The sequence below is a fragment of the Fictibacillus fluitans genome (assembly GCF_030418125.1).
GTDB lineage: Bacteria > Bacillota > Bacilli > Bacillales > Fictibacillaceae > Fictibacillus_C > Fictibacillus_C fluitans.
The window spans coordinates 235,182-253,828 of the sequence record NZ_JAUHTR010000007.1; the positions used below are offsets into that span (position 1 = coordinate 235,182).

20 protein-coding genes and 1 riboswitch are annotated in these 18,647 nt (G+C 47.2%); of the genes, 1 reads left to right on the forward strand and 19 read right to left on the reverse strand.

What is annotated here, in order from left to right; translation table 11 throughout:
- Positions 1-14: 14 nt before the first annotated feature.
- From QYB97_RS14845 to QYB97_RS14895, 11 genes are all read right to left on the reverse strand, one after another.
- A complete protein-coding gene (locus QYB97_RS14845) occupies positions 15-443 on the reverse strand; it encodes a bifunctional adenosylcobinamide kinase/adenosylcobinamide-phosphate guanylyltransferase (protein WP_301166781.1) in 429 nt (142 codons plus the stop codon).
- Positions 395-1,024, reverse strand: a complete 630-nt coding sequence (locus tag QYB97_RS14850) for a histidine phosphatase family protein (RefSeq protein WP_301166782.1) — start codon at positions 1,022-1,024, stop codon at positions 395-397. Before QYB97_RS14850 ends, QYB97_RS14845 begins: the two co-directional genes overlap by 49 nt.
- Positions 982-1,794 carry an adenosylcobinamide-GDP ribazoletransferase gene (gene cobS, locus QYB97_RS14855; RefSeq protein ID WP_301166783.1) on the reverse strand — a complete coding sequence of 271 codons (813 nt, stop codon included), beginning with the start codon at positions 1,792-1,794 and terminating at the stop codon, positions 982-984. The genes QYB97_RS14850 and cobS overlap by 43 nt, the downstream gene beginning before the upstream one ends.
- Complete coding sequence (locus tag QYB97_RS14860) at positions 1,763-2,365, reverse strand: bifunctional adenosylcobinamide kinase/adenosylcobinamide-phosphate guanylyltransferase (protein ID WP_301166784.1); 603 nt, start codon at positions 2,363-2,365, stop codon at positions 1,763-1,765. The genes cobS and QYB97_RS14860 overlap by 32 nt, the downstream gene beginning before the upstream one ends.
- Entirely contained in the window at positions 2,359-3,444 is a 1,086-nt protein-coding gene (cobD, locus tag QYB97_RS14865; protein ID WP_301166785.1) for a threonine-phosphate decarboxylase CobD, read from the reverse strand. Before cobD ends, QYB97_RS14860 begins: the two co-directional genes overlap by 7 nt.
- Positions 3,419-4,378, reverse strand: a complete 960-nt coding sequence (cbiB, locus tag QYB97_RS14870) for an adenosylcobinamide-phosphate synthase CbiB (protein WP_301166811.1) — start codon at positions 4,376-4,378, stop codon at positions 3,419-3,421. Before cbiB ends, cobD begins: the two co-directional genes overlap by 26 nt.
- Entirely contained in the window at positions 4,378-5,841 is a 1,464-nt protein-coding gene (locus QYB97_RS14875; protein WP_301166786.1) for a heme ABC transporter ATP-binding protein, read from the reverse strand. The genes cbiB and QYB97_RS14875 overlap by 1 nt, the downstream gene beginning before the upstream one ends.
- Positions 5,838-6,902 carry a FecCD family ABC transporter permease gene (locus tag QYB97_RS14880; protein ID WP_301166787.1) on the reverse strand — a complete coding sequence of 355 codons (1,065 nt, stop codon included), beginning with the start codon at positions 6,900-6,902 and terminating at the stop codon, positions 5,838-5,840. The genes QYB97_RS14875 and QYB97_RS14880 overlap by 4 nt, the downstream gene beginning before the upstream one ends.
- The gene (locus tag QYB97_RS14885; RefSeq protein ID WP_425589807.1) at positions 6,865-7,824 is read right to left on the reverse strand and encodes an ABC transporter substrate-binding protein; all 960 of its coding nucleotides are present in this window, start codon (positions 7,822-7,824) and stop codon (positions 6,865-6,867) included. Before QYB97_RS14885 ends, QYB97_RS14880 begins: the two co-directional genes overlap by 38 nt.
- A 133-nt stretch (positions 7,825-7,957) precedes the next feature.
- Positions 7,958-8,147: riboswitch (cobalamin riboswitch) on the reverse strand.
- Between the two features lie 35 nt (positions 8,148-8,182).
- Positions 8,183-8,749, reverse strand: coding sequence for a GNAT family N-acetyltransferase (locus QYB97_RS14890; protein WP_301166788.1), 567 nt, complete (start codon positions 8,747-8,749; stop codon positions 8,183-8,185).
- 165 nt (positions 8,750-8,914) lie between these two features.
- Positions 8,915-9,988, reverse strand: coding sequence for a tartrate dehydrogenase (locus tag QYB97_RS14895; RefSeq protein WP_301166789.1), 1,074 nt, complete (start codon positions 9,986-9,988; stop codon positions 8,915-8,917).
- A gap of 199 nt (positions 9,989-10,187) precedes the next feature.
- Here QYB97_RS14895 and QYB97_RS14900 point away from each other — a divergent pair, with 199 nt between their 5' ends.
- Complete coding sequence (locus tag QYB97_RS14900) at positions 10,188-10,640, forward strand: TspO/MBR family protein (protein WP_301166813.1); 453 nt, start codon at positions 10,188-10,190, stop codon at positions 10,638-10,640.
- A 47-nt stretch (positions 10,641-10,687) separates the two neighbouring features.
- On the opposite strand, the gene eno is transcribed toward QYB97_RS14900, so the two are convergent.
- The 8 genes from eno to QYB97_RS14940 all read right to left on the reverse strand — a co-directional run.
- Positions 10,688-11,980 carry a phosphopyruvate hydratase gene (gene eno, locus QYB97_RS14905; RefSeq protein ID WP_301166790.1) on the reverse strand — a complete coding sequence of 431 codons (1,293 nt, stop codon included), beginning with the start codon at positions 11,978-11,980 and terminating at the stop codon, positions 10,688-10,690.
- Between the two features lie 94 nt (positions 11,981-12,074).
- On the reverse strand, positions 12,075-13,610 hold the full coding sequence (gene gpmI, locus QYB97_RS14910) for a 2,3-bisphosphoglycerate-independent phosphoglycerate mutase (protein WP_301166791.1): 1,536 nt from the start codon (positions 13,608-13,610) through the stop codon (positions 12,075-12,077).
- Complete coding sequence (tpiA, locus tag QYB97_RS14915; protein WP_301166792.1) at positions 13,603-14,364, reverse strand: triose-phosphate isomerase; 762 nt, start codon at positions 14,362-14,364, stop codon at positions 13,603-13,605. Before tpiA ends, gpmI begins: the two co-directional genes overlap by 8 nt.
- Positions 14,365-14,471: 107 nt before the next feature.
- Positions 14,472-15,656, reverse strand: a complete 1,185-nt coding sequence (locus tag QYB97_RS14920; protein WP_301166793.1) for a phosphoglycerate kinase — start codon at positions 15,654-15,656, stop codon at positions 14,472-14,474.
- 191 nt (positions 15,657-15,847) lie between these two features.
- Positions 15,848-16,855 carry a type I glyceraldehyde-3-phosphate dehydrogenase gene (gap, locus tag QYB97_RS14925; protein WP_301166794.1) on the reverse strand — a complete coding sequence of 336 codons (1,008 nt, stop codon included), beginning with the start codon at positions 16,853-16,855 and terminating at the stop codon, positions 15,848-15,850.
- Positions 16,856-16,935: 80 nt separating this feature from the next.
- A complete protein-coding gene (locus QYB97_RS14930; RefSeq protein ID WP_301166795.1) occupies positions 16,936-17,958 on the reverse strand; it encodes a sugar-binding transcriptional regulator in 1,023 nt (340 codons plus the stop codon).
- Between the two features lie 166 nt (positions 17,959-18,124).
- Positions 18,125-18,376: a glutaredoxin family protein gene (locus QYB97_RS14935; protein WP_425589808.1), complete on the reverse strand. Its 252-nt coding sequence runs from the start codon at positions 18,374-18,376 to the stop codon at positions 18,125-18,127.
- 67 nt (positions 18,377-18,443) lie between these two features.
- The coding region (locus QYB97_RS14940; protein WP_301166796.1) for a hypothetical protein at positions 18,444-18,647 on the reverse strand (204 nt) is incomplete at its 5' end.

The window sequence follows — 18,647 nt, forward strand, 5'->3', positions numbered from 1 at the left end:
CCGATCATCTCCTTTTATTTTATCGTCTGTTCCAGACCATACCAGACGATGTTCACTCTTTCGGCCGCCATGGCTGTATCCTGGAAAAACCATCCGGAAACATCCCGCCACCTTCTGTTTTCTTCTTCCATCGGCACAATGCCTTTTCCGATGTCTGTTCCAATCAGGACGAGCCGGCGTCCGCGCACATCCGATTCCCACTCCAGCCAGGACTGCAGCTTTTTCTGAAGCACTTCTCTTGTACCCTTTTTATTCTCCTGTACAACCTTCTTCACCAGCTGCTCCATTCCTTCAAGGACGACCAGGGAAGTTTCGAACTGATCGGTTTCGGGACATTCGGCTTCATACAGATTAAACCAGCCCTCCATGTTCCTGGAGGCTGAATAGGTCTTCATTACCCACTTGGCTTTACCATGGAAGGCGCCTCCTGTAACAAAGTGCATTTTCCATCAAACCTCCCTGTGTTTTCGTTCCAGTCCAGTGCGTACCCCTTGCCGTGGGGAATATGCCATTCCCACATTTCCTTTGGTTCAGAAGCAAACACCGATAAATAGAAGCGGATCGGACCGCCATGAGTAACCACTGTCACATGGCCGTTTTGCTCCGCCATTGGCCATATCTCCTCTTGCCAGGCAGTAAGCAGGCGTTTTTCAAATTCATGAAAATGCTCGCCCCCTGGAGGACAGGTTCCGGATGGATCATCAATCCACGCCCGGTAATGAAGGTCATGACACAGCTCTGCGTACGTTTTATTTTCCCATTCACCAAAATGCAGCTCCCGGAGTGCCGGGCTCGCGATTATACGCTGACCAGGAAAAAGAATTTCAGCAGTCTCCACGCATCTATTCCTGTCACTGGACAGGATCGCTTCCGAAGGCAAAAAGCCCGCCTTCTCATGCAGTTCCCGCAGTTCATTCCTCCCCTCCTCACAAAGAAGAGGATCACTGAATCCGATGTATTTCTTTTGCTGATTCTCCAGCGTCAGCCCGTGACGAAGGAGAGTAACAGCCACCCTCCGAGCCATAATACGGTTTCCATCCCTTCTGAACTTGCACCGAGAGTGTCGCCTGTGATACCGCCAAACTCTACGGTCGCAAAACGTTTGCTTACGACAAAAAACAGTGCGCCCAAAATCGTTAATCCTGCAACTAAAAAAAGCATGCCTGCAAGCCATGAACCGATTCCCACAATCAAAAAATATAACCCATAAATCCCAAAGCTCACTTTTGAAACATTCTGCTTCATGGCAAATGCCATCCCTTCTTCCTTTGCCAGGGGAGCAGAAACCAGCAGGCAGCCCATGCCGGTTCGGGCCAGAAAAGGAATGAGCAGAAACAGCATCCAACTCTCCTCCGGGGCCATTTTCAGGCTTTCGTAGATTAATAGAAAGCGCCAGCTCAGAAGGAACAGAACAGATAACACACCAAACGCCCCGGTTCTGGGATCCTTCATGATTTCCAGCCTTTTTTCTTTATTGCCGTATGAAAAATAGGCATCACTGCAGTCCATCCATCCGTCGAGATGCAGCCCGCCGGTTAAGGCGACTGAGAAACTGAACAGATAGAAGCTGACCATCAGAGGCGGAATAAACGATTGCTGAATCAGAAAGTATGCCTGAACGGCGGTTAATCCGCCGAGCAGAAGCCCAACGGCCGGATACCAGTACACGCTCCATTTTCTGGTTTCCTTTGTCCAGGGAAAGGCGGTCCGAATGGGAAAGGCCGTCAAAAACTGCAAAGCCAGCCCAAGACCGTACCATGGGCTAAACCGTACAGGCTGTGCATTGGTTTCCATCCGCATCATATCCTTTTCGTAAAATCGGCATGCCCAGCTCCACCTGATACACCCAGTGGGCTTGCCTCACGATGTGCTGATGCAGGTGGCCCATCATCTGCATAAAGTAAAACGTTCCGCTGTCATTGGCAGGGAACCCTTGAAACACTTCATTGGAAACAATAATCAGAACTCTGCACTGGTTCTCCAGCTTCTTGATCCCGTTCATGATTTTTTGAAAAACTACTTTCCGGAATCCAGCCTCTTCCCACTGGCTACTGTTGTCACGCCACCCGGCGAACAGCTCGTTGCTGACCAGGTTGGTTAAACAGTCCAGGAGGACCACATCCTCTTTTTCAAAAGCGGCGCACAGGTCATGAAGGTTTCTGGGCTGTTCCCACGTTTTCCATGAGTACCCGCTTTTCTCGCGGTCCTCCCGGTGCCGGCTGATGCGTTCAGCCATCTCTGCTTCACCCTGATCGCATGTGGCGACATAATGAAGGTGATTCCCTTGGCGGCAGTGATAAACTGCTGACATTTCAGCAAACGAGCTCTTGCCGCTTCTCACGCCTCCGGTTATAAAAATCAGCATGATCCTGTCCATCCTTCAAGAGCACCATGCAGCACATCATTTTCTTCCGGCGTCCGGATGGCCAGACGGATATACCTTCCTTCCAGACCGTTAAAATTAAAGGTATGCCTGACGATAATCCCTTTCAAGAGCAAATATTTTATGAGATGGAGGTGGTCCTTTTCTTCGCCCTTTTCTCTCAGACAATAAAAATTAACAAGAGAAGGAGAGGGTTCAAAGCCCAGGCGGCGCAAAGCAGGAAAAAGCCGGTTCCGTTCGTTTGCCGTCTTTTCAGCAATATCAGCAGCATAGATATTTTCCTGTTTCAGGCAAAGCATGCCGATTTTTTGCGCCGGCCCGTTTACGCTCCACGGCGGCTGGTATTTCCTCAACTTCCGGATCAATTCAGCCGAAGACAAGGCGTAGCCGAGACGCAGGCCGGGGAGGTGAAACATTTTGGTCAAGGACCGTAAAATAATTAGGTTGCTGTTATGAGCGAGCAATGGCACGGCAGTAACAGGATTCTCCATGAAATGGACAAAGGCTTCATCGACAACCAGGGTCACCTTTTTCTCTGAACAGAGTTTCAGAAGCTTCTCTATTTGATCTAAATCGAGTGCGGTACCCGTCGGATTATTGGGATGGCACAGAAAACAAAGCTGTTTGTCTTCAAGGCTTTTCTCTAAATTCTCGAATGAAATCCCCCACCCTGCTTCCTCCTGTGTGGTAAAGCTCTCCACTGTGCATCCGTTCGCCTCACATGCCTCTCTGTATTCGGAAAAAGCAGGCTCAATAATCAGCACATTAGCGCCCCGGCAGGCTTGAGCAATGAGGAAAATAAGCTCAGCCGCTCCATTTCCCGCCAGGATCTGCTCCTGCTGCAATCCCGCCATTTCAGCGGCCTGCATCACAAAAGGATCTGCAGAAGGATGGGGATAGTGGAGAACCTCTTCATATAGTGAATTCCAAACCTCTTGAAGACCGGTGAGCGGAGGATATGGATTAACGTTTACACTAAAGTCCAGGCTGTTTTCCTTTAGTTCGGTCTGGAGTGACCGGGCAAGCAACTCCGGGTTAGCTCCATGAGTAGGCAGCAACAATATAAATCCCTCCCGCTGCGAGTAATGTAATCGTGAACCATGTGACCGCCTGCTGCATGATCACAATGGTCTGTTCAATATGTACCGGTTCCAGGCTGTACTCTGCCCGTCCAATGAACGGCCGGTAAGACACCCGGCCGTTGTAGATATTGGTCCCACCGAGCCGTATGCCGAGAAGGCCCGCGACTGCCGCTTCTCCCCAGCCGCTGTTCGGGCTTGGATGATGACCGGCTTGTTCTTTCAGCCAGGAAAACGTCAACCGCTTGTGTATCATCGCACCAAAGACCATCAGAAGCGCCGTGAGACGGGCCGGAATATAATTCAGCACATCATCCAGCCTGGCCGATGCCCAGCCAAAGTCTCTGTATCTGTCATTCTTGTAGCCTACCATGGAATCGCACGTGTTCACGGCCCGGTACAGCAGAGCAAGCGGCGCTCCCCCGATAAAAGCAAAGAAAAGCGGGGCGGTTACGCCATCGCTCGTATTTTCGGCAACCGTCTCCACCGCACCTCTCACAATTTCCTGAGAAGAAAGTCCCTGTGTGTCTCTTCCCACGATCCAGCTTAATTTCGTACGTGCTTCCTCTAAATCCCCGCGGACGAGCGGGTCATATACCGAGCGGCCCGCTTCTTTCAGTCCCCTTGCCGCAATGGTCGTTGAAATCAAAAGGGATTCGATACAAACGCCCAGCACCAAATGAACCGAGTAGGCGTACGAAACGAGTAAAAATGAGAGTACGAGAGTAATAGCCAATATAAGAAAGAGCATGAGGAGCCCCTTCAGCTTTTTGTTGTTTCCTCTGTTCAATGCCCGGTCCAGCCAGCTGATCATCTTCCCGAACCCTTTGACAGGATGCGGCAGCCAGCCGGGGTCGCCGATCAGCTGGTCAATGATCTGCGCAAGAACGATGGACAATAAATGAAGTGAAATCATCATGTTTGCATTCTCTTTCTATAATTTTCAATGGCCGTTCCGATCGTTTGACAGACCGCTTTTCCGATGGCTTTCCCTGCCGGTGTAATCGTACCGGCATACCTCATTTCCTCCCCGTTCTGGGTGGCGGCGATACAAATGCTGTCGGTCGATGTACCGGTCGCAGGGGTTCCTGTTACCGGATCTTTTATATCATAGTCGCGCAGGGCTCCCGCTTTGGCTTCCGTTGCTGTCATCATCGCCTGAACAAACGCTTCGTCCGTCAGCCTGCCCTCCATGAAAATCCAGATGTTGATCGTGCCGATCGGCATCGGCTGATCTTCGCGCTCCCATGAACGGCCGGCATCCACTGCATTGGACGTACCCACTGTTGAAGCAACAAGCAGCTTAATGCCCTTTTCTTCCACCGACACCATGCCGGCATCCTGAAGCCTCGCCGCTGTCATCATGCCGACAGTATCGTTTGGATTTACGGAGTTCGAGTGCAGATAGTCCTCAAATTCTTTTCGGGCATCATCCACGTTATAATTTTTGTCCACATGGCGGTTCACAAAGGTGTCTGCCCACTGGTAGCCGCCACCGATGACGGCTGATGACATTGTTCTTAACGAAAAGGGACTGCGGAAAATCATGGTTTCAGGAGTAGCTTCAAGGACAATGTCAGACAGATCTTTCTGTTCTTCCTGCTGGCGGGGAACAAGCGCAATGAGCGGCTTCGGCTTTTGCGGATGCTCCTGACGGCTTAGGTTGGTCTTATATACCGATTGAAGCCTCCTGCTTTCCATAATGTCACCAGGCTTTCCAATCGCTTGTATTTTCCCTTCATCCAGAAGAAGAACCTGGTCACAATACAGACTCGCAATATTCAGGTCATGAAGAATGGCCACGACGGTCAGCTGGCAGCCTTCCACCCAATCCTTCAACAGGTCCATGAGCTTCATTTGGTAGGCTAAATCCAGATGGTTGGTTGGTTCATCCAGCAGCAGGATTTCAGGCTCCTGTGCGAGTGCCTTCGCCAAAAGAACTCGCTGCCGTTCTCCTCCGCTCAACAGCTGAATACTTTTATCGGCAAATTCTTCGACTCCTGTAAATTTCATGGAATTCTCAACCATTTCCTCATCCCGTGCGGTTGAATGCTTTAATAAGCCTTTATAAAAAGGATATCGGCCCAGCGCCACAACCTCTCTTACTGTAAAATCGAACGAACTCTCGGCATGCTGCGGCAAAACAGCAATGATTCGTGCCAGCTCCTTGGCAGAATAGCTGCTGATCGGCTTATCTTTGATCAAAACTTCACCAGACTGAAAAGGAAGCGCTCCATTGATCATTTTCATGAGCGTGGTCTTTCCGCTTCCGTTCGGACCGATGATCCCTGTAATTTCCCCTTTCTCCACGGAAAACGAGAGATCGTCCACTATTTTTTTACCATCATATCCTCCGGAAAGCTGTTGTACGTTAATCATGTAGTCACCTTCTTTCGCCGATAACGAATAAAGATTACCGCAAAAATCGGACTTCCGATGATGGCGGTCAGGACACCGATGGGAAGTTCAGTCGGTGCAATAATGGTTCGTGCCAGCAAATCAACCAATACCATAAACACGCCTCCGAGCATCATGGAAAGTGGAAGCAGATGCCGGTGATCGACTCCCCAGATCATACGGGCCATGTGTGGAATCACAAGTCCGACAAATCCAATGGTCCCCGAGACAGCCACAGCGGATCCCGTCAGAAGCGAAGCGCCAAACAAAACGAGCGAGGTATGCTTTTTCACATCCACTCCAATGGAGCGCGCATCCTGCTGTCCGAATGACAGTGCGTTGAGTTCACGCGCGCTGGCGAGCAGAATCATCAGCCCTGCCGCTAAAAATGGAGCGATGAGCTGCACGTACTCCCAGCCCCTCATCGATACGCTGCCAAGCAGCCAGCCGATGATCTGTCTCAGTTCATCTCCGGTCAGAGCAATCAGCAGGGACGTGATGGCACCAAGAAAGGAGCTGCATAATACTCCGGCAAGAATAATGGTTTCGACAGACAGGTTCCGCTGTACAAGCCTCGCAAAATAAATCACACCAATCAGTGTAAGAAAACCGGTGATGATGCTGACAACCGGCAGCGTAAAATTGCCAAGCAGCGGCAGATGAATGCCGAAGAATAAAACGATTACCGCCCCGAGCGCCGAGCCTGATGACACACCGAGTGTATAGGGATCAGCCAGAGGGTTCTTCAGCAGCCCCTGAAACGCCGTTCCGGAAAGCCCCAGTGCACATCCGACGAGCATGGCCAGCACGACCCGCGGAAAGCGGATCGCCATGACAATGTTGACCATGGAGGTATCAATGCTGCTTGGGACCGGATGATGAAAAAGCTTGGCCCCCACTATCTGAATCACACGAAAAAGGGGGATAGGTATGGAACCTACCGAAATCCCCAATGCCACGGCGAAGCACAATAACAACAGTACTGCGCCGTATGAAATGAATAGTTTACTTTTTGTATACGTCCGGATAGACGGCTCTTGCAAGCTCCTCCACTCCTTCAATCAAACGCGGCCCCGGCCTTGTTACCTTATCTGAGTGCACATCATAAATGTTTTTATTTTTAACGGCCGGAATGTCTTTCCATCCTTTGCGGGAAAGGACTTGCTCCTTCGGTTTTTTGGAATAATAGCCATACGTGGTCACGATCACATCAGGATTGTACTTGACCGGCTGTTCTTCTGAAACCTTTGCCCATCCCTTCAGGCTGCCCGCCGCATTTTTCGCATGAATGGCAGTCAGCATATCATCAATGAAGGTTCCTTTGCCCGCTGTGTAAATTTCAGGAGCAGGGGCCACTTCCACCCAGACTTTCTTTTCCTTTTTCACTTGCTTTGCTTTTTCTTTAAGGGCAGCAAGATCGTCCTTCATGGATTTTACGATCTTATCACCCTTTTCTTGTGTACCTGTTGCTTTGGCAATCATATTAATGGATTTGTACGTATCGTTAAAATTCTGTGCTTCATTGATTACAACTACTTTTATGCCTGCGTTTTTGAGCTGGTCGATTCCTTGCTTGGACGTATGTGCACTTGAGGCATGCGCAAGCACGAGGTCAGGTTTGATCCCAACAATTTTCTCCACATTAAAGTCCAGGCCGCCAATCTTTGGTTTTTTCGTGGCCGCTTCCGGATAGTTATCGAAGTCTGAAACACCGACAATCTCCTTGTTTAGTCCAAGGGCAAAGGCGACCTCCGTATTGCTCGGAATCAGCGAAACGATTTTCTTCGGCTTCTTCTCGATTTTCACAGTTTCGCCTGTTGCATCTTTAATGCTTACCGGGAATTCACTCTTTGCTGAATGCGCGCCATTTTCTTTTTTGTCTGCTGACTGGTTTCCGGCTGAACAGCCGGCCATGACGGCGATGACGAGCAGCAGCATCATGGTAATTTGAGTTAACTTCTTCACTTTTTCCACGCTCCTGTATGTACTTCGTTTAGCTGGTCGATGTGTGCAAACAAAAAAAGCCCTCCCTTCGGAGAGCGAATCAACAGTAAATCATTTTGCAATGATTACAATTGCTTCACCTTTTCCTCGAAGGATCGCACAGGCAGTTAAGGCAGGTCTCCTGACTCTCGGTCATTGAACATCTTTTCCTTCCCATTCGTTTACGAACAGTGGATATTAAAGAAGCTCTACCGATTACAGTGGCGGGACCGTGCTGGAATTGAACCAGCTTCCCTTTTAACGTTTTATGTGAAATAAAACAGACCTTAACCGTTATTCAGCTATTTTCATTATAACGCTTTGGCGTAAAATGAAAAGGTTATTTTACTGCTGTCCGGCCGGATGACCCGGACTGGTGCTTCCGCCAGTCTGATTCAAGAAGGCCAAGCACATGGATATCATAATAGTTGTCCTCGTCATAATAAGCCAGCCTTCGTGTTCCTTCTTTTTTAAAACCAAGAGAATCAAGCAGATGGAGACTCCTTTGGTTATATTCGTACACCTCTGCATCAATCCTGTGCGTTTCCTCTTGAAACAGATGGTGAAATATGCCTGTCAGTGCTTCACGCATATATCCTTTTCCCCGCTCTTCACCGAGCCCGAACCGGAGCCAGCCAAAACGCTGATTGCTTCCCATCCAATTAAAGCGGACATAGCCCACCGGCCTTCTGCTTTTCTTTTCCGCCACGATCACATAGGTCTCATTTGGGAGCCCGAGGCTTTTTTCGATATCCTGCTTCTGATTGCCTTCATTAATAATAGTCATGGTACCGGTCGACATCTTGCGGAACAAAGGATCGCTTTTCCAGTGAGCAATGGCCCCTGCATCACTCGGTTTAATGTCCCGGATATACAGCCGCTCAAGGTTCATTTCGAACACCGACATGTCCGCCATCCCCTTTCCCTCTAAAAAATTCTGGTGTTGTACTACTTATCATAATATGAGTCTGTATAACAAGGAATACATCTTTATTTCTTTCCAAACTGGTTAATAAACCTATAAGGTCAATCAGAAAAAGCAGGCCACATGTTAACCTGACCTGCTTCTTTATCACTTTGAAACGGCTTCGTTTTGCAGGAGCCGTGCGCAAATTTCATCAGCAACCCCATTGGTGGTGTATTCCCCGCCAATATCCGGAGTTTTAAATTGGTCCTCCGTCACTTCCTCGATGACATCAAGAAGTCTCTGCCCGAGCTCGGCTTCACCGAAATGGTCGAGCATCATTTTGGCTGTCCAGATCTGCCCGATGGGATTGGCGATATTCTTGCCAACAATGTCAGGAGCAGAGCCATGGACCGGCTCAAACATGGAAGGATACTTTCCGTTCACATTCAAATTGGCGGCCGGGGCAATTCCGATACTCCCCATAATCGCTCCGCCGATATCCGTTAATATATCACCGAACAAATTACTTGCCACGATAACATCAAAGATTTCGGGTTTGGTGACAAAGGCCGCTGCCAGGGCGTCAATATGATAAGATGCAGTTTCAATATCAGAATAATCCTTATGTACATCGCGGAACACTTCGTCCCAGAAAGGCATCGAATGAACAATCCCGTTGGATTTGGTAGCAGACGTCACATGCTTGCTGCGCTGGCCGGCAAGGTCAAATGCATATCTCATTGCCCTTTCTGTGCCTTTTCTGGTAAAAATGGCATTCTGTATCGCCATTTCATCCTCACCGCTATGAATCCTGCCCCCTGCTTCGCTGTACTCCCCTTCACTGTTCTCCCGGACGACGATGAGATCAAAATCCTTAGGATTCACGAGTGGTGAACGAAGTCCCTTGAAAAATTTGGCCGGCCGGATATTAACGGATTGCTCAAATGCCCTTCTGATTTTAATAAGGAGACCCCATAACGAAACATGATCGGGAACCATTTGAGGATGTCCCACAGCCCCGAGGAAGATGGCATTAAAATTTTTCAGCGTATCAATACCTGACTCCGGCATCATTACTCCATGTTCCAAGTAATATTCACAGCTCCATGGAAATTCGGTAAAGGTGAATTTCAAGCCGCCATGGAGCTCAGCTATCGTGTTCAAAACGTTCAACGAGGCCGGAACCACTTCTTTGCCTATTCCGTCTCCTGGTATGACCGCAATTTCAAAATGCTTCAAGACAATTTCCTCCTCTTTTTCCCATAACTTCATATTCGTTTTCATTATGCGCCTTGTTGTTTAAATTTTCAATCTAATCGCCCTGTTGTTTACCCCCACCCTGCTGGAGGGAATTAACTTTTATCCGGCATTCTGCTTTCCGCTGCTACGCATACTAATGAAGTAGACACTGCTTAACTTTCTAAAGGAGGGAACACCCATCAAAAAAAGCGTCTTTGTTTTCATCGTGATCTATGCGCTGTTCTATGCTTCCAGCCTGTTATTTCCTATTGACCGTGAATGGTATGATGCATTGAATAAGCCTTCGTGGACACCTACCGGACAAACAATCGGCATGATTTGGGGAGTATTATACGCCCTTATCTCACTGTCGGCCGCCATTATTTATCATAAATTCGGTTTCCGGCCAAAATCGTTCTGGATATTGTTTGTGATTAATTACGTGGTCAACCAGCTGTTCAGCTTTTTCCAATTCCAGCAAAAAGATTTATTGGCCGCTGCAATTGATGCCAGTTTGGTTGCCCTGACCACGCTGCTGCTGATTTTCGCTGCCGCCAGACTTTCTAAGCTCTCTGCCTGGCTCCTCGTCCCCTATCTGCTCTGGAGTGCATTTGCTACATATTTAGCATGGGTTTTCTATAGTTTGAATTAAAAAAGCAGGCTGGAACCCTGGGTTCCAGCCTGCTTTTATGAATCAGATTACTTTTTAAGGTTGTAGAATGCGCTCAAACCAGGGTAGCGGCTGATGCTTGCCAATTCGTCTTCGATACGAAGCAATTGGTTGTATTTCGCTACACGGTCTGTACGGGAAGGAGCACCTGTTTTGATTTGGCCGGCGTTTGTTGCTACAGCGATGTCAGCGATTGTGCTGTCTTCACTTTCACCAGAACGGTGAGAGATAACTGCAGTGTAGCCTGCGCGTTTCGCCATTTCGATTGCATCGAATGTTTCAGTCAATGTACCGATTTGGTTTACTTTGATCAGGATGGAGTTGCCTACACCTTGCTCAATTCCTTGAGACAATTTGTTTGTGTTGGTAACAAAAAGGTCATCCCCAACAAGCTGAACTTTGTCGCCAAGACGGTCAGTCAACAGTTTGTGGCCATCCCAGTCATTTTCATCCAAGCCGTCTTCAATTGAGATGATTGGGTATTTAGAAACAAGATCTTCATAGAAAGCAACCATTTCTTCAGAAGACTTAACAACGCCTTCACCGGAAAGGTGGTATTTTCCATCTTCTTTGTTAAAGAGCTCGGAAGAAGCAACGTCCATTGCCAAACGAACTTCTTCTCCAGGCTTGTAGCCTGCTTTTTCAATAGCTTCCATGATCGTTTGAAGCGCTTCTTCGTTAGAAGAAAGGTTAGGAGCGAATCCGCCTTCGTCACCTACAGCTGTGTTCAATCCTTTTTCTTTAAGAACGGATTTCAGGCTGTGGAAGATTTCAGCACCCATACGAAGTGCTTCAGAGAAAGTTGGAGCACCTACAGGCATTACCATGAATTCCTGGATGTCGACGTTGTTGTCGGCATGCTCCCCACCGTTAAGGATGTTCATCATTGGAACAGGAAGCGTTTTAGAGTTGAATCCTCCAAGATACATGTAAAGAGGAATACCAAGAAGGTCTGCAGCAGCACGCGCAACCGCCATGGAAACACCAAGAATTGCGTTAGCTCCCAATTTCCCTTTGTTTTCAGTTCCGTCAAGCTCGATCAATGTTTTGTCGATGCCGACTTGATCCAATGCATCATAGCCAATCAATTCAGGAGCGATAATGGAATTTACGTTATCTACTGCTGTTTGTACACCTTTACCAAGGTAACGGCCTTTGTCTCCGTCACGAAGCTCAACTGCTTCATATTCACCTGTTGATGCACCGCTTGGTACGATGGCACGTCCGAATGCACCGGACTCTGTGTAAACTTCTACTTCTACTGTTGGATTCCCGCGGGAGTCCAATACTTCTCGAGCATAAACTTCAATAATTGCTGACATAGTTTTTCTCTCCTTTTCAATTGTGGTTATTATTTCAGGAATGAGGCAAATCTTCAGGGGCCCTCTGTCGATTGCCAAATCCCGGTTGCATGAATCAATCTTTGATTAATGATTCGCCTGTCATCTCTTTCGGCTGTTCGCCGCCAAGCAATTTCAGGAAGGTCGGAGCGAGGTCGGCAAGTTTACCGCCATCCCGCAGTTCAATATCTTTTTTCGTTACAATAACCGGCACCGGATTGGTGGTATGAGCGGTCATAGGCTTGCCTTCGAGCGTTACCACTTCATCAGAGTTTCCGTGGTCAGCTGTAATGATGGCATAGCCGTCTTTTTCAAGGATGGCTTCCACGACTTTGCCAAGACATTCGTCAACGGCTTCAATTGCTTTAATCGTAGGCTCCAGCTTACCGGAATGACCAACCATATCCGGGTTGGCAAAGTTCAGGATAATCGCATCATGCTTTTCAGCTTCGATTTCTTTTACCAGCGCATCGGTTACTTCATATACGCTCATTTCCGGTTTCAAATCATATGTTGCTACTTTTGGAGAGTCAATCAAAATCCGTGTTTCACCTTCGAATTCAGCTTCGCGTCCGCCGCTGAAGAAGAATGTGACATGCGGATATTTTTCCGTCTCTGCAATGCGCAGCTGTTTGTAATTTTGCTGTGACAGCACTTCACCGAGCGTGTTGTCAAGGTTAGTCGGCTTGAATGCCACATCACCTTTTACCGTTTCACTGAAGTTTGTCAGGCACACAAAGTGAATGTCTTTTGGAAGCTTGTCCCCACGGTCAAAACCACGGAAGTCTTCGTTTGTGAACACCTGGGAAATCTGAATGGCACGGTCCGGACGGAAGTTGCAGAAAATGATTGAATCTCCATCCTGGACGGTAGCCACCGGAGTACCGTCTTCGTTCTTAAGAACAGAAGGAAGAACGAACTCATCATAGATTTCGTTTTTGTAGGAGTCTTCCACTACTTCAAGCGGATCGGTATAATCAGGTCCTTCGCCATAAACCATGGCACGGTATGATTTTTCCACACGATCCCAGCGCTTGTCACGGTCCATTGAGTAATAACGGCCGGACAAGGTTGCGATTTGTCCTACACCAAGCTCTTTCATTTTATCAAGCGTCTCTTGGATATATCCTTTTGCCGATTGCGGAGGAACGTCCCTTCCGTCAAGGAAGCCATGAAGGTAAACCTTCTCTACTCCCTGTCTTTTGGCCGTTTCCAGCAAAGCAAAGATATGATCAATATGGCTATGGATTCCTCCATCGGAAAGAAGGCCGAAAATATGAAGGCTTGTTCCTTTTTTCTTCACATCATCCATGGCGTCAATGAACGTAGGGTTATCGTAAAACTCCCCTTCCTTGATCGCAAGGTTTACCCGGGTAAGGCTTTGGTAAACAACGCGGCCTGCACCAATATTCAAGTGCCCGACTTCAGAGTTCCCCATTTGTCCCGGTGGAAGCCCGACAGCTTCACCGCATGCAGTCAATTGGTTATGGGGATAGTTTTCCCAATATCGGTCAAAGTTTGGTTTCTTTGCGTGCGCAACGGCATTTCCTTTTTCCTCATCGCGGCATGCAAATCCATCAAGAATAATCAGTGCAACAGGTTTGTTAGGCATTGCTTACACCTTCCAACAGTTGAAGGAAAGACTGCGGTTCAAGGCTTGCTCCTCCAACAAGAGCACCGTCGATATCGGACATGCCCATTAATTCTTTAATGTTGCCTGGTTTTACGCTGCCGCCGTATTGAATGCGCACGGCATCTGCCGCTTCTTGTGAAAACTGTTCTGCGATAACACTGCGGATATAGCCGCATACTTCGTTGGCATCTTCAGAAGATGCTGTTTTTCCTGTGCCGATGGCCCATACCGGTTCATAAGCAACCACTGTAGTTTTCACTTGTTCTTCGGAAAGGCCTTGAAGCCCTTTTTCCGTTTGTGTCTTAACGACATCCTTTGTCTGGTCTGATTCACGCTGTTCAAGCGTTTCACCGACGCACACGATTGGAGTTAATCCATGTGAGAATGCCGCCTTTGTTTTTTGGTTAACCAGTTCATCTGTTTCACCAAAATATTCACGGCGTTCAGAGTGGCCAAGTACCACATAGCCTACTCCTAGATCCTTCAGCATAACCGGGCTGATCTCACCCGTAAATGCTCCGCTTTCTTCATAGTGCATGTTTTGCGCACCCACTCCAAGATCTGTTCCTTTTGAAGTTTCTACAAGAGCGTCAAGGAACAAGGCCGGAGCACAAACGACAGAATCCACTGTGTCTGCAGACGGAATGGATCCTTTCACTTCTTCAACAAATGATTTTGCCTCTGAAAGTGTTTTGTTCATTTTCCAGTTTCCTGCAATAATTGGTTTTCGCATGTTTTTTCACCTTCCTAAGAACGTACAAAGCGCCCGCAGGGTTCAGGGGCCGATGCGGGAAAATGCACGAATCTTCGTCGATTTCATTTCAAATGCATTACGCTGTCTTACTTGTCGTTAAGTGCAGTAACTCCAGGAAGCTCTTTGCCTTCCATAAATTCAAGGGAAGCACCGCCACCTGTGGAGATATGGCTCATTTGATCCGCATAGCCGAACTTTTCAACGGCCGCTGCAGAATCTCCGCCGCCAATCACACTATAGGTATCTTTTGCTTCTGCAAGTGCTTCTGCAACAGAACGGGTGCCTTTTGAGAACGCGTCAATTTCGAATACGCCCATTGGTCCGTTCCATATTACAAGCTTCGAATTTTTAATGGTGTTTTGGTACTTTTCTATCGTTTTTGTACCGATATCCAGTCCTTCCCAATCAGATGGGATGGAATCAATACCTACCACTTCTGTGTTGGCATCATTGGAGAAATCATCAGCCACAAGGATATCTTCAGGAATAAGGAAGTTTACGCCTTTTTCCTTGGCTTTCTCCATAAAGCTCTTCGCTGTTTCAATTTTGTCTTCTTCAAGCAGGGATTTACCAACATCATAGCCGAGCGCTTTGATAAAGGTATAGCCCAAACCGCCGCCTATAATCAGGTTGTCCACCTTATCAAGAAGGTTATTGATGACATCAATTTTATCCTTAACCTTTGCGCCCCCAATGATGGCTGTAAATGGACGCTCAGGGTTGGACAAGGCCTTGCCCAGCACATCCAGCTCTTTTTCCATCAAAAAGCCTGCAACTGCCGGAAGAAGTTTTGCAACTCCCTCTGTGGATGCATGGGCACGGTGAGCGGCACCAAACGCATCATTCACATAGACATCAGCCAATTCTGCAAATTTCTGTGCCAGTTCAGGATCATTCTTTTCTTCTCCAGGATAAAAACGGACATTCTCAAGAAGGATGACGCTTCCGTTTTCAAGGCTGGAAAGTGCCTTTTTCACTTCTTCACCGTATGCCTCATCTGTTTTCACAACTTCTTTTCCAAGAAGATTGCTGAGACGCTGGGCTACCGGGTTCAAGCGAAGCTCTTCCACTACCTGGCCTTTCGGGCGTCCCAGGTGGCTGGCCAAAAGTACTTTGGCTCCTTGCTCTGTTAAGTATTGAATCGTTGGGAGAGCCGCACGAATTCGAGTATCGTCGGTAATTCCCCCATTTTCCATCGGAACGTTAAAGTCAACGCGGCAGAATACCACTTTGCCGTTAACATCGATGTCACGAACTGTTTTCTTGTTCATAAGTATTACCTCCTGACAGTCTTGAATAGAGAAGAAGAGAATCCCTGGTTCACAATCTAGTTTAACCTAAAACAGGCATGAGAAAACGGGAAGTTCAGATCAATGCCCGCCTTCCATAAAAATAGTTGTTTCAAAAGAAAGAGGGTAAGGGCCTTTAACAACCCTTCCCCTCCCGTTTACTCTCTCTTTAATTAAAGTCCTTTTTTAGCAATAAAGTCAACTAGGTCTACAACACGGTTGGAATAACCAGTTTCATTGTCGTACCAAGAAATAACTTTTACCATGTTGCCTTCCATTACCATTGTAGAAAGACCGTCTACTGTGGAAGAGTTAGTGTTTCCGTTATAGTCAGTTGAAACAAGCGGCTCGTCGCTGTATCCAAGAATACCTTTAAGCGGGCCTTCTGCAGCTTCTTTCAATGCTGCATTGATGTCGTCAGCAGAAACTTCTTTATCAAGTTCAGCAACAAGGTCAACAAGTGATACGTTTGGTGTAGGTACACGCATTGCCATACCGTTTAGTTTTCCTTTAAGTTCTGGAAGTACAAGAGAAACCGCTTTTGCAGCACCAGTTGTTGTAGGAATGATGTTTTCTGCAGCAGCACGTGCACGACGGTAGTCTTTGTGCGGAAGATCAAGGATCTGCTGATCATTTGTGTATGAGTGAACAGTAGTCATCATACCGCGTTTGATACCGAATTTTTCGTTAAGAACTTTAGCGAATGGTGCAAGACAGTTTGTTGTACAAGAAGCGTTTGAAAGAACGTGGTGGCTTCCAGCTTCGTATTTGTCTTCGTTAACACCCATTACGATTGTGATGTCTTCATCGCTTGCAGGAGCAGAGATGATAACTTTTTTAGCACCAGCTTCAAGGTGTTTAGCAGCGTCTGCACGTTTTGTGAAACGTCCAGTAGATTCAACTACTACTTCTACACCAAGGTCTCCCCAGCCAAGTTGAGCAGGGTCGCGCTCAGCCAATACTTTGATTTCTTTTCCGTTTACGATTAGTGCATTTTCGCCAACTTCAACAGTAGCGTCCAGTTTGCCATGCACAGTGTCATGCTTTAATAGGAAAGCAAGCATGTTTGCATCAGTTAAATCATTTACAGCGACTACTTCCACCTCAGGGTTGTTTAGTGCTGCACGAAATACGTTACGACCAATACGTCCAAATCCGTTAATTCCAACTTTAGTTGCCATTTAAAATGACCTCCTTATTATTAGAAGAAAAATATAGTTAAAGGGCATTGCCCTTTAGTCACAAAAAGTTACATAGATTTTCATGTCCCGGAAAGAAGTTTATTAGCGGCTCCTTCATCAGTCACCAGCACTTTTTTCGGGCCATGCTTCATGAATGCTGCAATGGCTTCCGCTTTGGAAGAACCACCGGCAACAGCCATGATAAAATCGCTGTGTTTCAGGTCGTTCAATTGAAGACCTATCGTTCGAACGCGATGGACCACTTCGCCTTTTTGGTTGAAGTAATAGCCAAACGCCTCCGCTACGGCTTTTTCACGTTCGAGCTTTTCGAGCACAGCAGAAGAAGAACTTCTCCTGTTTGCCATTGTTTTAGCATCGCCAATCCCATGGATGACTATACTTGCGGAATGAATCAGTTCCATCACTTCTTTTACCCCGGGTTCATCCACCAGTGAGAGGTAAGTTTCTTCACTCAGTTGATCAGGTAAATGAAGCAGACGGTATTTTCCTCTGGCTTTCGCAGCCATGGTTGAACAAATGGTGTTCGCCTGGTTTTCAACTTTTTCACCAAGACCGCCTCTGGCCGGTACAAACAGAAGGTCCTGATCTTTCGTCCCAGGTGTCATCATCTCAGCGACTGAGGCAGTGGTTGTTCCACCGGTTACCGCGATGACATGGTGCCCGGTGAGTTCTTGCTTGAGCCTCGTGGCAGCCGCTTTTCCCATTTCGTTTTTAATCCATGGCTCCTGGTCACTATCGCCCGGAACAATAATCACTTCCGACAAACTTAAGTTTTCCCTTAACCTCATTTCTAAAACGCGAAGTCCGGAAAGTTCATTGATCAGAACTTCTAGCCGTTCAAGGACACTCAAGCCTTCCTGCGTCAGTGACATTCCTCCGGGAAGAATGGACAAAAGCCCCTGATCTTTTAAAAAGTTAACTTCAGAACGGAGAACCCTTTCCGTTATGTTGAGGTTAGCTGAAAGATTTCGTCTGCCGATCGGTTCATGAAAACGAACAATTTTTAAAATGCTGTACCGTTTTGTCATAACTTCCAGAAGATCTGGCAAAAGCTTCTTCTGTACTTCTATTAAATCGTTCATCGTGCATTCCCCTATCTTGTATACGGCAGAACATCAGAGGAGTCCTATACCACGGGACAAAAACCGTCCCGGATAGCCATTTTACGTCCCGACTAGGCTATAAAAAAATGACTATCGTTTAAGTCTTCTTCATTTTACAAAACATGTGACAACATTTCAACAAAAATTACTTATTAATTGTTAGTAAGCGCTTTCTTAGGCTTTCTTTGTTGATTTGCCCGTATTGAATCTCTTCACCTTCTGCCGTAATTACCGGGATCATCAGCCCGTATTTTTCAATCAGTTCCTCCGATTGGTAAATATCGATCTTACGGATCTCCAGCGAAACTTCTTCCTGAAGCTCCTCTAATATCTTATGTGCCTTATCGCAAAGAGGACAATGATTTTTCGTATAAAAGGTAATGGTAATTGGACTCATTTAGTTGTTCCCCCAATGGAATTGTTTTATTCCATAATTTTATCATATTTCAAAATAGGTGATTGCTTTAGGTATATGTCAAAACTTCACTGAGCCGTTGATTGTAGTGCAGGATGCGAGACTCCTCGAAAATGAACTTCCCATTTTCTTCGTGCGATGTCTCGCTGCCGGAGCTTTCCTTGTCCAGTGGGAAAAGCGGGCCAGATGAGACCAGGTAGGTGCTTGCACCGGTAAGGTAGGTGCTTGCACCGGTAAGGTAGGTGCTTGCACC